Consider the following 15225-nt stretch of genomic DNA (forward strand, 5'->3'; position numbering starts at 1 on the left):
AAATTTCCCTTGAATATAGTTCGAGGGTTTTTTATATGTAACACATATTAATCAGGTACATTTTGATCATGGGTAATTTTTAAGGACAAGAATAGTTCCCACTATGTAAAATTACTACGAAATTCAACTAGCCATCTGGTTGTATTCTATACATAAATAGGCCGCTTCCTTCTAACAATAATACTTAGGGAATACGAGGAGGTATTATATGAGTAACGCAAGTTGTAGTCCAGGTGGCTCTAGTCAAAAATCAAATAAAGGCCAAAATGAGGGAAATTTAAAGTGGTGGCAATTATCATTAGTCGGTATCGGCTGTACCATAGGTACTGGCTATTTTCTAGGTTCTAGTATCGGAGTCGGTATTACAGGTCCCTCTATCGTTTTTTCATTTCTTTTAGCAGCAATCGGAACATATATCGTATTTAATGTTTTGGCAAAAATGACTGCTGAAGACCCTCAGGAAGGTTCTTTTTGTTATTATGCTGGTAAGGCATATGGAAAATGGGCAGAGTTTAGTTGTGGCTGGAATTATTGGTGTTCGAATATTCTTATTATGGGGAGTCAATTGACAGCCCTTTCTATTCTTTCACGATTTTGGTTTCCTAATGTTCCTTTGTGGATTTTTGCAGCGGGTTATGCGATTCTTTCCATTCTTGTAGTATTAACTGGGACCAAGGGGTTTGACAAAATCGAAGATCTCCTAGCAATAATAAAATTTGCAGCAATCATTATGTTTATTATTCTTGCTCTTGCTGCACTTTTCGGATGGATAAATGCAGACAATGCTAAGCCTACTGGACTCCCTAATTCTGCAGGTGAATTGTTCGCAGGTGGATTTAAAGGATTTTGGGCTTCTCTCATCTACGCATTTTATGCTTATGGTGGAATTGAGGTTATTGGGATTATGGCAATGCAGCTTAAAAAGAAAGAGGATGCTCCAAAGGCAGGTACAGTGATGCTAATTTGCTTAACCTTTGTGTATGTCTTATCATTAGCACTTGCTGTAACGCTTGTATCACTCGAAGCCTTTCATGAGAAAGAAAGCCCATTTGTGACAGCTTTGGCAGATTACAATATATCATTTTTTCCTCATGTGTTTAATGGGGCAATCATCATCGCTGGATTTTCAACGATGACAGCTTCCTTGTATGGCGTGACTAATTTACTTGTCACATTAGCAAATGGCGGTGATGCACCTGCAATATTTGCCAAAAAGCTAGATAAGTTCAAGAGCCTGCCTCTGCCATCATTAGGATTGGCAACAGTAGGTTTACTTGCATCTATCATTACCGCTTTACTGCTGCCTGGAAAAATATATGAGTATATCACAACTGCAGCCGGGATTTTGCTATTATACAACTGGTTTTTTATCATTATTTCTTCATTTCGAATCCTCGAATTTAAAATATGGAATAAAATCTTTGCCTTTTTTGGGCTAGCATTAATTTTGGCTGCTATTAGCGGAACTTTACTAGAAAAAGCAATTCGCCCTGGGTTCTTTGTAAGTTTACTATTCATAGCAATTATTGGTTTAGTGTGCTTGAAAATGAAAAAGGGTTGGAAAAAAACGAAAAGTAAGGTTCGGTATTATTAGTAGGCAAAAATAGCTATAGAACATTTAAAAGCCGAACTTTTCATATGCTGAAGTTCGGCTTTTTAAAAATTTTTCCTAACAAACTTCTAATAAAAGTTATGATATAAGCAAGGATGGCAAATGGTTATCAATTTCCATTCACCTCTTTTGCTTCATTCCCTTCAAAATAATAATCAGCAAGCACATCTGAAAAGACATCGACTGTTCTTTCAAGCTCATCCAGATTATTATCAACTCCACCTATTTCCAATAACATCGCTTTTGTGGAAACATCCTGGTTATAAACCCCATTTCCTTCGCTTTTTGATTTTAGAAAAACTCCTCTACTTATACCAGGGTACTTTTTCTCTAGTTCAGCATGAAGTTTTTTGGCAAAATCAAGGTTTTCCAAATAATTTTCATGTTCTCTTCCAACTACGAAGTAAACCCTCGCATAGCTCTTTCCATTGATTGTTTTCGTTGTAATATTCTTTCGAGCAGAATCGCGATGGATATCAATAAAATAATCAAGATCATTATTTTTAGCTACTACCGCTTCATCAACAATCGTACCTGATACCGTGTATGCCTGCGTTGATTTCCACCCCTTTTTATGTAGTTCTTGTGTCATATTTGTTTTATCATGTTCTACCCCAATTCCTCTTTCCATTAAATTTTGAGCTAAACGATTGCCTAGACCTATGACGTTTACCCTCTCATCTGAGCTTATTGCATCGTTTGGATTTTCTGCACCTTCTAATAATGGAAGAAATGATTCCCAGCTATGACTTTGATAAATAAAAACCGTTTTTTGCTCAGGATTTGTTACAGGCTTTTTATCTTCTTCAGAACTTTGTCTCTCCTGTAATTTCTCTTCTGCAACTTTTCTTTCGTTTAGCAAAACCTCTGTTGGTGGTGGTGATTCATAAGGAATGTTGCTCAAGTTCGTGCCTTCACCAGCAACAGCTATTTCTGTATCATATAGCCTTAATCCCGGTAATTCATTGCCAAGAAACGTTCTTGCATCAGTAGGTTTAATACTAGTTGCTAACTGGATCGCTAAAGAAGATAGAGAAGTTGTCGTAAATAAGGGATCCTCTTGGTCGGGATAAAAGTAATGATTTTCTGCTTGAAGAAAATGAACAAACAAGTCCTCTGTATTTAATTCACCAATTGTTCTTTGAATATTTTTGGAATCAATCGTTACATTCATCGTAATAATTAGTCCAATCAAACAAAATACAAAAATAATCAATAGAATCGGTACATACGCAGCCTTTATCCAGAAATTCCCTCTTGACTTCACCGAACAACCCCCTTCATTTATATATATGAAAAATAAAGGGTTGTATGGCATTTTTTTGATTGTTTACTTAGGTTACGATCATAGGGAACTTTACTTTTACTATAATTAATCTTAAGATTTCATCACTATTCACAATTAATTCATGGTTTATTCTTGCACCATTATTCTTTCTTTGTACTATTAACTAAAAAAAGACTTACCCTTTAGGCAAGTCAAGTGCTTGATAGGCTAACTGATACTTTCCGCCTTCAGCAACTTCTGAATGATATAATGCCTTAAAGGCAAAGTTTTTCTCAAGGTCGTGTTCCTCAATCATCGCTTTTAAACGAATTTGCAATTCTTTATTGTCTTTGACCAACTGTTTCATTTGTGATTTTACATATTTCATCTGATTGTTACTCCTTTCATATCTATCGCATCTATAATAGAACGAGAAAGAACGACTATGGTTGCATAATCGTCCCTGTTAATCAGTTATTACTTAATCGCCGGGCTAACCTTCAGCTTCTTTCCTTTGACTGTTGTTTTCTCCATCGCCTGTAGCACTAATGAGCCTTTTCCATTAAGAATATCAACATAGGTTAATTGATCCTGAATAGTTATAATTCCAATATCCTCTGAAGTTACTCCAGGAATTTTTGCAATCGTTCCAACAAAATCGACAGCTCTTAGCTTTTTCTTTTTCCCACCATTAAAATGTAATTTCATAATATCTTTGTTAATTCGAGCTGTCTTATTATTTTTAACGACGCGACGGCCATGGATTTTTTCTTCGAATGCTTCTTTTCCACTCGCAACTTCCTCGGGACTTGGCGCTTCCATTGTAGGTATCTCAAAGCCAATGTATGTTTCAATGGCTTTAATAAATTTCCCTTCAAATGGTGTCGCAAATGTAATTGCTTTTCCTTTATTACCTGCACGCCCAGTTCTTCCTGTTCTGTGAACATAGCTCTCTTTTTCCATTGGAATATCATAGTTAATAACAAGGGTCACATTATCAATATCAATGCCTCTCGCAGCTACATCTGTTGCCACAAGATAACGGAAGTTCCCCATTTTAAAACCATCCATAACAGCAAATCGATCTTCCTGTTCCAATCCCCCATGGAGTCTCTCACATGAATAATTAGCTTGGTCCAATTCGGTAAAGACGTTATCAACATTTTCTTTCGTTCGACAAAAGATGATACAACTTTCTGGGTTTTCAACGATCGTTACGTCTTTAAGCAGTGACATCTTTTCATTATCTTTCACTTCGATTAAACTATGTTCAATTGTGTTTGTTGTTACCCCAGTAGTAGCAATCTCAATATTCAGTGGATTTTCCATATATTTATGACAGAGACCTTCAACATCTTTAGGCAAAGTAGCAGAAAAGACCATCGTTACTCTGCTAGAAGGGACTTCTTTTATAATCGCTTCTACTTCGTCGATAAAACCCATATTAAGCATTTCATCTGCTTCATCAATAATAAGATATTTTATTTGATCTAAAACTAAGGTTCCTCTTTCGATATGGTCCATTACACGTCCAGGTGTACCAACGACGACATGAGTTTTTTGTTTCAATTCCTCTTTTTGTTTCGCAAAAGGTTCTTTTCCATAAACCGCCATCGCTTTAATTCGTTTAAACCTTCCAATGTTCGTTATATCCTCTCGAACTTGAACAGCAAGCTCTCGAGTTGGTGTAAGAATTAATGCCTGCGGCTTTTTTTCTTCCCATTCGATCATTTCACAAATCGGTATACCAAAGGATGCCGTCTTCCCACTACCTGTTTGAGATTTTACGACAAGGTCTTGATTTTCCATTGCTTTCGGTATGACTTTACTTTGAACCTCTGTGGGAGTTTCATATTTTAACACAGAAAGAGCTCTTCTTATTTCATCGCTTAACTCGTAATTCTTGAAACTTATTTCATTCATCTAATAACCTCGATTTATTTTATTATCCGACATATATATAGGATTCTCTCGATAGAAATATCATATGCATAATCTGACTATGTTCATTATACTTGAATTCTGAGTTAAATTAACTTTTATGTGAAATTTCTATTGAATATCGATTAAATAAAAGGCAGCATACTCATAAGTATTACTACTCTTTGATATACAGGTTATCATTTTATTTCAAACAAATAAGAAACATAATCATAATTCCTTGATGTCCTAGTTGTCTCAACATAGCTGTTAGATTTCCACGATGATATGTACCATGGTTAGCTACATGTTGAATTAACTCAACATAACTTGTTGTAAAACCCCCATAACTAGGATGATAAATCGTAATAGTTTCACGTAGTCAAACATCCATATTATCGCCTCTATTTTTTGTTTATTTAATCGTTTTTTTCTACCATCCATAAATACCAATCATAGATAATAGTTAATACTTGATGGTTCTCTCATCCCTTGTTTTCTTCGCAATTTATGAAACAAGCATTACTCGACAATTTTAAACATTAATCTTATAATCTAATGACAATTCATCTCCTGGTAAACCTCTTATTCCCCAATTATGCTTCGGTGTCTCAAAAATTGTTATTTCAATGTCTTGTGAGGAAATGTTTAATCCACTATTAATTCGTTCATATAGTAAACGGACCAGCTTCTTTTTCGCTTCAACCGTTCTCCCCTCAAAAATACTAACCTCAATAACCGTATAAGATTCTGTCCGTCCATTGGCATAGTGAAAATCCTCTTTCTCCATCGGGAAAAACCGATGAAATCTTTTATCCGTTGGAAATTCAAATGCCTCTACTAAACATGAATGAATAATATTCGAAAATGACTCTTTAATTGGATTTAATCTTTCCTTCAGTCCATAAATTTTTATTTGTCCCATTTATTCATCTCATCCTCTCTCATTCTAATCATCCTGACTCAGCTATTTAACTTTAATTTATATTCGCTACAAAAAGTAATACCCCTTCCAGTAAATGCAAGAAACCTTCATACCAAAATCTTCACATTTCTCCTTGCACCTTATAACACTTTCTAATTTTAATATACAGATAATCTGTTAATAATGAATAACTTTTGAAATAAAGTGAAGTCTATATGATAGCCAATTGTATAGGGGGTTGTCTGTGATTAAACATAATATCGGCTTAACAAGTGCGGAAATTGGTGGCTTGTGGGAAGCCTTTTTTCAAGAAACAATGTCTGTTTGTTTATTAAAATATTTTCTCCACCACATAAAGGATGAAGAAATTAAGATTGTTCTAACAAAAGCATTAGATTTTTCTCATTTAAACCTTAAAAAAATCAAAGAAATATATAGTAAAGAGAATATTCCATTACCTGATGGTTTCTCAGAAAAGGATATTGATTTATCAGCACCACCACTCTTTAATGAACCTTTTGCTTTAAGTTATGTTTACATCATGAGCCGAATGGGCATGATCAACTACGCGTTCATTACTGCCAATATTGCACGCTCAGACATTCTTAGCTTTTTCACCAATGCTTTAGCCCAAGTTACAGAGCTTTATACAGATGCTACAACGATGATGTTATCAAAAGGGATTTATGACAGACCGCCTAAAATTAGCTATCCAAAAAAGATAGAATACATACAAAAAAAGTCTTATATTTCAGGTTTTATCGGGCAAAAAAGAACATTAAACGCTGTTGAGCTTACAGAAATCTTTTTTAACATTGAGCGCAATTACTTTTCGATTTTATTCTGTTTAGGTTTAATTCAAGTGGTTAAAGACAAGGAAATTAAAAACTTTATAAAAGATGGCAAAAGAATTTCTGAAAAACAGATAAACTTTTTTAACGAGATTTTGCAAAAAGAAGATTTTCTAGGCATAATTTCCGTCAGTATAGAAGTAACAGATTCAACGATTTCACCGTTTTCAGATAAGCTTGTTATGTCTTTATTTCATTTTTTAAACTCGATCGATATTACACTTATTGGCCATGCCCTCTCAATGTCAATGAGAGCTGATTTGTCAACTTTTTATAGTAAAGTCATTGGAGAAATATTACTTTATGCCGAATCGGGATTTTCGATTATGGTAAATCGAGGTTGGTTAGAAAAACCCCCACAAGCTACAAATCGTAAAAATCTGGAAAGCAGGTAATATGAATTGACTAATTCTCTGTTTATCGGATGCTGATTGACAAACAACAAAAAAAGACTCATATAACCGAGTCTTTTTCAGCTTTTAATTACAGTGTTAAAATAATTGGCCCATTTTTCGTAAGAATAATGGTATGTTCCAATTGAGCAACATAGCTTTTTTCTGTAGCATATGTCCAACCGTCATCTTTTTGAAATACTTCCTCTTCAAGGTTAGAGATAAATGGTTCGAATGCGATAACCATACCTTCCTTTAAAATTTCATCATCCCATGTATCATTATAATTATAAATATGGTCAGGTGCTTCGTGTATTGTTCTCCCTATACCATGTCCTGTAAGATTTTTAATTACAGTAAATCCGTGTTGCTTCGCAGTTTGGAAGACAGCTTTTCCAATTCTACTTTTCTTTGAGCCTGGTTTTGCTTTCTCAAGGCCTGCTTCAAAGGCCTTTTTCGCAACGTCACATATTTTCGTTAAAACTTCATCACCTTCTCCTACCACAAACGAGATGCCTGTATCTGCAAAATACCCATTCTTCGAGCCAGAAACATCAATATTTACAAGATCACCTGCTTCAATCACTCGCTTTCCTGGTATTCCATGTGCCACTTCATCATTTACGCTTATGCATGTGTAGCCTGGGAAATCGTATTCGCCCTTTGGAGCTGATACAGCACCTGCCTTCTCGAAAAGCCCAGCGGCTATGTCATCAAGCTCCTTTGTTGTTATTCCCGGTATTGTTTTCTGTACCATTTCATCTCTAATCTCGGCTACAATCTTACCAATTTCCTTTAAACCATTAAAATCCTCTTCAGTTTTTGCAATCATTGTTTTTTCCTACCTCATTATCTTTTTGTTATTACTAAGACTAAATATTATTATATCTTACCTTTATTCTCTCGAAAAATCTAACCAATGTAAAACATTTAATCCCCTAACTATTCATCGCCACTTTAGCAGTAAATTCTTCTGACTAAAACAAAAAAATCTAGTACAAAAACCTAGATTTTCTTTTTAACATCTTCTCTTATTGATTCAATGATCGTATCTGATAAATTTGCAGGAAGAGAGGAACCATTCTCAAAAATCCAGGTATTTATGATTTCAAGATCGGCTTTTTTAAATGTAATACTATAATCCTTCTGATTGTGAGTAATATCAGTTGTCACGAATTCTTCACCATCAAACTCGTCATCAATAATCATATTGTTTATTTCATATGGCTTCACGATGTAATCTCCTTTATATCAATGTTTATTATGTATATAGAATTGACCTTATATCGTTGATTATTCACTTTTTCCCCTCGTACTTTCGTTTTCTTTTTTTAATATCTATTATTTATTCTCGTTAACAGGCTACAATGAAAGAGTGACATTTAACAATGATTAACAATTAATTTGAGGAGTGAAGCAAATGGCTGTTGAAGTGTATCTAAGTTTTATGTGAATATCTTGATGAAAACCTCCTAAAATACTAGGAGGTTTTATAAACACTTTATATCATTAATATTTCGCGAATATCTTCTTCAGTAAGAGTAGATGAGTTTTTCTCCTTGGAATCGATGATTTCTTCAATAAGATGGCGTTTTTTCTCTTGAAGTTCATTCATTTTTTCTTCGATTGTGCCTTTGGCAACAAGTTTGATGATTTGCACCACATTTTTCTGGCCAAAGCGATGGGCACGATCTGCTGCTTGCTCTTCAACTGCTGGATTCCACCAAATATCGTAGAGGATAACAGTATCGGCACCCGTCAGATTAAGACCTGTTCCGCCTGCCTTCAAGGAAATGAGGAATAAATCACGTTTACCTGCATTAAACCGCTGACAGATCTCCACTCGCTCATCTGAAGGAGTTTGTCCATCAAGGTAGAAAAATGGTTTCCCTTTAGCAGTTAAATCTCTACCAATGAGATTTAGCATTTTCGTAAACTGTGAAAAAATCAATACCCTTCTTCCTGAAAGCTTTGATTCCTCTACGATTTTCAGTAGCTGTTCAAATTTCGCTGAGCTTCCTTTATAGCCGTCGACAAACAAGCCTGGATGACAACAAATCTGTCGTAATCGGGTCAAACCAGCGAGGATTTTGATTTTATTTTTCCGAAGTGTATCCTTATCAAGGTGTTTCAGCGTGTCGTGTCTTAGTTTTGCCAAGTAAGCAGTGTAAAGCTTCTTCTGATCAGGAAGTAGGTCTACTAATTCGATCGACTCTTTTTTTTCAGGAAGCTCTGAAAGGACATCCTCTTTCAGCCTTCGAAGCAAAAATGGGCGGATCTTTTTAGCAATCGTTTTTCTTGTGAGGTTACTGTAATCCTTTAATCCTTGGAATAATTCAGGAAAGACAACGTGAAAAATCGACCACAGCTCCTCAAGCGAATTTTCTACAGGTGTACCTGTTAGGGCAAAGCGATAATCTGCATGAAGCTTCTTCACCGCTTTTGCTGTTTGAGTAACGGGGTTTTTAAAGGCTTGTGCCTCATCAAAAAACACAGTGTGAAAAGCTTGTTTTTCATACCATTTAATGTCCCTTCGCAACAATGGGTAAGATGTAATGACTACATCTATATCCTTTACATTCTTCTGGATATCGCTCCGTTCTGTTTTATTACCATCAACGACAAAAGCTTGTATATCAGGAGCAAATTTCATAAATTCACTAAGCCAGTTATACGTCAAAGATGAAGGGCAAATAATAAGAGCTGGAAGCTGTTTTTCACGGATGTTAGCAAGCTCTGATCGTACAAATGTAATACTTTGCAGCGTTTTCCCTAATCCCATATCATCTGCAAGGATTCCTCCAAATCCATAATGAGCAAGAGTTTTCATCCATTTGTAGCCATGTATTTGGTAGTCGCGTAATATCGGCTCCAGACTTTTCGGCACAGAAAACTGCAATCTATCTGGATTTCTGATATTTTCTAAAAACTGACGAAACGATTCCTCTACCGTAAAGGTATCATTGTCATCAACTGAATCTATTAACTGTAAACCTCGGATAATTGGTACATTCAAACCACTTTCTAGATCTTCATTCTGTACAGGAAGTGCATTCATGAAACGTTTAATTTCTTCAAACTCCCTTGTTTCCAACGAAAGGATCGATCCATTTCTTAAGCGGTAGTACTTTCGCTTTTCCTCAAGAGCTAATAGTACTTCACGAATGTGTTTCTCCGGAATTCCGTCCATCTCAAATTTGAATTCAAGCCAATTCGTTCTCTCCTTTTTCATCTTTATCCTGATCTTCGGACGAGCATTTCCTGTAAATATTCGGTTTCTCACTGCTGTAGTGGCATATAGTTGGAGAAGCTTTTGGAGCTTTGGAACAACATGGTACAAAAACTCATATTCCAGCTCTTCGTTATGCAAAAAATATCCGCCGTCCGTCTTGGCAAACGAACTGTTATCCATTAGCTGCAAAATCTCCTCTTCCTTCACTACATCCCTTATGAGAATAGAACTTGCTTGGAGCTTAGAAAAACTCTCCAATGGATTAATCACTACATTTTCATAATGAAACTCCAATCCTGCAAGCAGACGATTTTTCACCCTATCTAAGAATAGTTTGGCTATTAACGGTGTCTTATCAAGCTGCTCAAGCATTCTTCCCGATAATTGTACATGGCCAAATTTTTTTAAGCCTGGCACCACTTTATCAAGAAAAACACCAACTTGCTCCTGAGGAATTGGAATTTGATTTGTTCCTGATTCATCTAGCATCTCTTTTAGGTGTGAAAGTCGTTTGCAATCCTCACTTTTAAGCTTTATTAGTTTTCCTTCTGAAAGGACAGAATGATATGATTCCAATACAACCATTTGATTCATTCCTTTGATCTTCAGCTGATATCCCTTACTCTCTGTATCAGCAAAATTAAACTGTAAGGATAGAGGCTCATTTGATAAATGAATACCGTCATACACATACCCATCATTTTCTAGTTTCGCCGAGGGTGCTTTCTCAAGTAAAGGAAAAAGCTTGTCCCAAGAAGATGGAGGAATTACTAAGAGATGATTATGACTTACATAATCTGCAGTTTCAGGCAATGCTGCAAGATACATTTTTTCATCATAAATTATTTGAATGAGCTGTTTAATCACTTCATCTGTCTCTTTTTGAAAACAATGAAGGTTTGGATTGTATGTGAATAACTTAGAAAGCAAGAATGGTCTACCAGTCTTCACATGCTCGAGAAATCCCCTAATATTTTGGACATTAATTGGACCGATCTTCATTTCTATTCCAAACATATGACGTCCCTTACCTAAAGTAACCAGTTTACATAAAAGCTCTGTATCAAGTACTTGCCTGTTTTCAAAGTGGCGCTGATGGCCACTTGCCCTTAAAGGCTGTTCATTGAAAAGGGACAATAAATCATTTGATAATGATGAATTTTTTGTAGACTCAGACTGATTGTTGTTCCTACTAATAGGAATAGTTCCATTACACTGATGTTCGTAAATCGATAGTAAAACAGCGGCAACATGCTGACAATCCTTTTGAAAGGAAGCAAGCTTAGGACAGCTACATTTCGTGTGAAAATCTCCACCTTTTTCCTGATCAACGGTTACATAGAAATCTTCCGTACCTGAAACCGTTGCTTCACAACCCTCATGACTGAAATATTCAAATGTTATTTTATTTGCGCGATAAAAAGCATCCCCTCTTTTAAAGGCGGCGGAACCGCACTTTTCTATAATAATTTTATGGTTTAAATTTATGTTCAAATGCCTTTCTCCTTCCTGAGGACATTTCGCATCTGTTATAAAGGCTTTTACATTAAAATGCTTTATAGTAAATGGTTTGGTAATTGTGGGATTTTATACACATTGCATGAGCACGAATTCGACAAGAAATAATTATGAACATCACGATTGTATCATATGGGGAGGCATATTTTTATTTTGTAAGTTCGAAAAGATCTATACCAAAGAAAAAAAGACCTACTCATCAATTTGAATAGGTCCCTGCTAGTATTTTTGAAATATGCTACTTTAGAGTTATGCTAGAAGTAGTGATTAGTTTAATCTATATTACATTTTATTATCATAAAGTGTAACGGTAGGACAAAACTATACACAATAAAGAATATAGGTAGGCTAAACATATGGTTCCAATGAGAAAGCTTCATATACCCTACCTGGACCACTAACCATTCAATTATAGTTGAAATTAGTGTGAATATTATTACTAATTTCCATTTATTCGCTAAATTTAAGTAGTTTAAATAAATGACTGCTAGTGATGAAGGAACAAAGCTATACGTTACAAGTTCACCTATACCTGAAATTTTGGGATGGCCGAAATCAACTAAATCTAAAAATCTGGCAAATATGCCATCTGCAACCCAAGTTACCAGTCCAATTACACCAATTGTAATATAAAGTTCTCTCCAACCTATATTCTTCTTTGGCATGAAAAGAGCAACTAGTAGTAATATTAGTGACAAGGTTATTGGCAACCAAAGTCCTTTTGCATCTAAATTTAAATTCTTAATAAACGTCTCCATACTTAGCCCCCTAACATCACTTTTTAATAATATGATTTCCAAGTTAGGGTGCTTTATGAATACGTTTCTTCTTTTTATCGTTGTTTTTATTTGTTTTTGTTATTTAGCCATTCTCCAATTCTGCCATTTCTTCCACAGTAAGAGTCACATTGCTAGCTACTATACTTGATTGGAGTTCTTCAATATTACTTGGTCCGATAAGTGCACATGTTGGAAATGGCTGGTTTAAGACATATGCTAATGCTATTTGGTTTGTCGTCACTCCTTTTTTCCATGCTAGCTTTTCTGCTCGGCGATAGCGTTCCCAGTTTACTTCATTATAATAGACCCGGACCATTTCTTTATTTTCAAGATTTTCTGGTGTGAACCTCCCTGTGAAAAAGCCCCCTGCCTGTGATGACCATGCAAATAAAGGCAGCTGGTTTTCGGTGTGCCATTTTTTGTCCTTTTCATCTACTGATACACAGCCTGGCCATCTTGGCTCATTTGCTTTGGCTAAGCAGAGATTCGGACTATTGACCGCAAATCCAATTAAATTGTTCTTTTCAGCATATGCGTTTGCTTCTTGGATACGGCCTGTTGTCCAATTTGAGACACCAATTGCTTGAACAAGTCCAGCTTGAATATGTTTATTTAATGCGTTAATGATAACTTCAACAGGAATTGTAGGATCATCGCGATGTAGCATATAGATGTCGATATGTTCAACCTGTAATCGTTGTAAGCTCTCTTGCAAATCCTGTTCAATTGCTTCAGGTGTAACACGTGGTCCGTTTGCATCAGGGTGAGCCCCTTTATCTAATATTACGATTTCGTCTCGTAGGTTCGTTTCTTTCAGCCATAAACCCACAGCCTTTTCACTTTCACCACTATTGTAAATATGTGCTAAATCAATTGTGTTGCCTCCTGCTTCAACATATGAGTTTAATAATTCTGTTGCAAATTCCATATTACTTGGTGAGAACATCATCGAACCAAGGACAATTTGCGAACAGTCTTTATCTAAACCATTTACATGAATCTTTTTCATACCAATCCCTCCATCGTTATGTTGATTAATTGAGAGTTTCTTTTCTCGTAAAAACTTTATTACAAAGTGTGAAAATAAGATAACCGCCTACACTAAAGCTAATAAAAACCGTAAAAGGTTGCCATAAAAACAAAACAAATATTCCAAAGAGAACAAGAGCAGCAAGTAAACTAGTTGGCAAAAAGCTCATCGACAATAAAAATGAATTTCTAATAATCCCGAAAACATTTAGCCTGTAATGAACCATTACCGGAAATATGTAAACGGTTGTAAAAACCATCAATACGCTAAATAGAACCAAGAATGGTAATAGGATGAATTTCATTGCTTCAAGCTGAACCATAACATTAAAGTTCATATATAAAATAAATGCAAAGAACCCCCAGAGGATACCAATTACCATGCTTTGTTTCAGATTTTCCTTGAAGTATTTCATAAAGACAGAAAATACAGCTGTATCATCATGTAAAATCCATTGTCTTACAACACCAATCATCGCTGCTGTTGCTGGGAAGATCGTAACAATCGGTAGACACATCAGCAGCCAGGTCAGGTTTAATAAAAAGAAGTTTGATAGAATTTCCATTACGCGTGTAAATTTACCATTCATTACATTCATTGTTTATCACCTCATGCTAGTTTAAAACAGGCTATTCTTGAGCCGTTTTTTTATTTTCATCGGCAAGAGTCCAACTACTGTGCTAAGGCATGTAAATGACTAATTGTCCGAAATTTCATCTTATTGCTGACTGGTTCATTTTATTGTCTAGATCTTTTATTTTATTGGCTAGAATGAGAAGAATATTGACCATTCGACAAAAAATGACAATTGCACCCTCATGAACTTTTCGGATTCACCAACATAATTTTCCCATCTTCTAGCTCAACTCGCAGCTTGTTTGCGTCTCCAAGCTCAATCGAATCTAAATAATCGCGAGGGATTTGAATTCTTCCGGCACGATCAATGACGGCAAGCTCTACATGGGTTTCTTCCGCTTTCATCTCTTTTTCATTTAGTAGATCTTCAGCTTCATAAAAGGATTTCCGCAAAATTTCACTGGACGTCTTTCCGTCTCTTATCGCAACGACACGATCAAGCTTCTTCGTTAATTCCGTATCATGGGACACAATCACAATTGTTTTTTGAAGACTTCGATTTAATTCTCTAAAAACACCTAAAATAACATCTGCTGTTTTTGAATCTACACTTCCTGTTGGTTCATCAGCTAATAAGAGGTTAGGATCATTGGCAAGTGAGATGGCAATGGCAACACGTTGTTGCTCTCCACCAGAAAGCATGGTCAACTTATTATGAAAACGGTGTCCCATACCAACTAACTCGAGTAATTCTTTTGCTCTCTCTCGTTTATGGCGCCCTTTTAATAGCATGGGCAGCTCTACATTTTCGATTGCCGTTAAATAAGGGATGATGTTACGTGCATTGTTTTGCCAAACAAAGCCAACTGATTCTAACTTATAGCTGACTAACTCCTTAGGCTGCAGCCTTAATAGGTCCTTGCCATCTACGACACATTTTCCAGCCGTCGGTCTATCTAAGCCGCCAAGCATGTTTAATAGTGTAGACTTTCCACTTCCACTGCTACCGATAATCCCCATTAATTCGCCCTTTTGCACTTCAAGGTCTAAACCCTGTAGTGCCATGACTTCATGTTCATCATCCACTTTATATATCTTGACTAAATCTTTACACTGAATCATG

General features: G+C 35.8%; 14 protein-coding genes. 2 read left to right on the forward strand and 12 right to left on the reverse strand.

The window, feature by feature from the left end; all coding sequences use genetic code 11:
• The first annotated feature begins 208 nt into the window (after positions 1-208).
• Positions 209-1594, forward strand: a complete 1386-nt coding sequence (locus WCV66_RS22905) for an amino acid permease (RefSeq protein WP_338786976.1) — start codon at positions 209-211, stop codon at positions 1592-1594.
• Between the two features lie 127 nt (positions 1595-1721).
• Here the strand turns inward: WCV66_RS22905 and spoIIP are convergent, their stop codons facing one another.
• From spoIIP to WCV66_RS22930, 5 genes are all read right to left on the reverse strand, one after another.
• Positions 1722-2879 carry a stage II sporulation protein P gene (spoIIP, locus tag WCV66_RS22910; protein WP_338786977.1) on the reverse strand — a complete coding sequence of 386 codons (1158 nt, stop codon included), beginning with the start codon at positions 2877-2879 and terminating at the stop codon, positions 1722-1724.
• Between the two features lie 196 nt (positions 2880-3075).
• Positions 3076-3267 carry a hypothetical protein gene (locus WCV66_RS22915; protein WP_338786978.1) on the reverse strand — a complete coding sequence of 64 codons (192 nt, stop codon included), beginning with the start codon at positions 3265-3267 and terminating at the stop codon, positions 3076-3078.
• 89 nt (positions 3268-3356) lie between these two features.
• Positions 3357-4802 carry a DEAD/DEAH box helicase gene (locus tag WCV66_RS22920; protein WP_338786979.1) on the reverse strand — a complete coding sequence of 482 codons (1446 nt, stop codon included), beginning with the start codon at positions 4800-4802 and terminating at the stop codon, positions 3357-3359.
• Between the two features lie 202 nt (positions 4803-5004).
• The gene (locus tag WCV66_RS22925; RefSeq protein WP_413789690.1) at positions 5005-5169 is read right to left on the reverse strand and encodes a DinB family protein; all 165 of its coding nucleotides are present in this window, start codon (positions 5167-5169) and stop codon (positions 5005-5007) included.
• A 165-nt stretch (positions 5170-5334) separates the two neighbouring features.
• Positions 5335-5724, reverse strand: coding sequence for a tautomerase family protein (locus tag WCV66_RS22930; protein ID WP_338786981.1), 390 nt, complete (start codon positions 5722-5724; stop codon positions 5335-5337).
• A 244-nt stretch (positions 5725-5968) separates the two neighbouring features.
• Here WCV66_RS22930 and WCV66_RS22935 point away from each other — a divergent pair, with 244 nt between their 5' ends.
• A complete protein-coding gene (locus WCV66_RS22935; RefSeq protein WP_338786982.1) occupies positions 5969-6970 on the forward strand; it encodes a DUF3231 family protein in 1002 nt (333 codons plus the stop codon).
• Positions 6971-7058: 88 nt separating this feature from the next.
• On the opposite strand, the gene map is transcribed toward WCV66_RS22935, so the two are convergent.
• The 7 genes from map to WCV66_RS22970 form a co-directional block, all read right to left on the reverse strand.
• On the reverse strand, positions 7059-7799 hold the full coding sequence (map, locus tag WCV66_RS22940) for a type I methionyl aminopeptidase (protein WP_338786983.1): 741 nt from the start codon (positions 7797-7799) through the stop codon (positions 7059-7061).
• A gap of 173 nt (positions 7800-7972) precedes the next feature.
• Positions 7973-8200 carry a hypothetical protein gene (locus WCV66_RS22945; RefSeq protein WP_338786984.1) on the reverse strand — a complete coding sequence of 76 codons (228 nt, stop codon included), beginning with the start codon at positions 8198-8200 and terminating at the stop codon, positions 7973-7975.
• Positions 8201-8468: 268 nt separating this feature from the next.
• Positions 8469-11693, reverse strand: coding sequence for an SNF2 helicase associated domain-containing protein (locus tag WCV66_RS22950; protein ID WP_338786985.1), 3225 nt, complete (start codon positions 11691-11693; stop codon positions 8469-8471).
• Positions 11694-11989: 296 nt separating this feature from the next.
• Positions 11990-12475 (reverse strand): hypothetical protein, encoded by a 486-nt coding sequence (locus WCV66_RS22955; protein ID WP_338786986.1) that lies wholly within the window; start codon positions 12473-12475, stop codon positions 11990-11992.
• A 103-nt stretch (positions 12476-12578) separates the two neighbouring features.
• Positions 12579-13505: an aldo/keto reductase gene (locus WCV66_RS22960; RefSeq protein ID WP_066325285.1), complete on the reverse strand. Its 927-nt coding sequence runs from the start codon at positions 13503-13505 to the stop codon at positions 12579-12581.
• 25 nt (positions 13506-13530) lie between these two features.
• Positions 13531-14124: a YesL family protein gene (locus tag WCV66_RS22965; protein ID WP_066325276.1), complete on the reverse strand. Its 594-nt coding sequence runs from the start codon at positions 14122-14124 to the stop codon at positions 13531-13533.
• Between the two features lie 218 nt (positions 14125-14342).
• Positions 14343-15224, reverse strand: a complete 882-nt coding sequence (locus tag WCV66_RS22970; protein WP_338786987.1) for an ABC transporter ATP-binding protein — start codon at positions 15222-15224, stop codon at positions 14343-14345.
• Position 15225 lies beyond the last annotated feature (1 nt).

The organism is Metabacillus rhizosphaerae (assembly GCF_037201795.1).
In the GTDB taxonomy this organism is placed as follows: domain Bacteria; phylum Bacillota; class Bacilli; order Bacillales; family Bacillaceae; genus Metabacillus; species Metabacillus rhizosphaerae.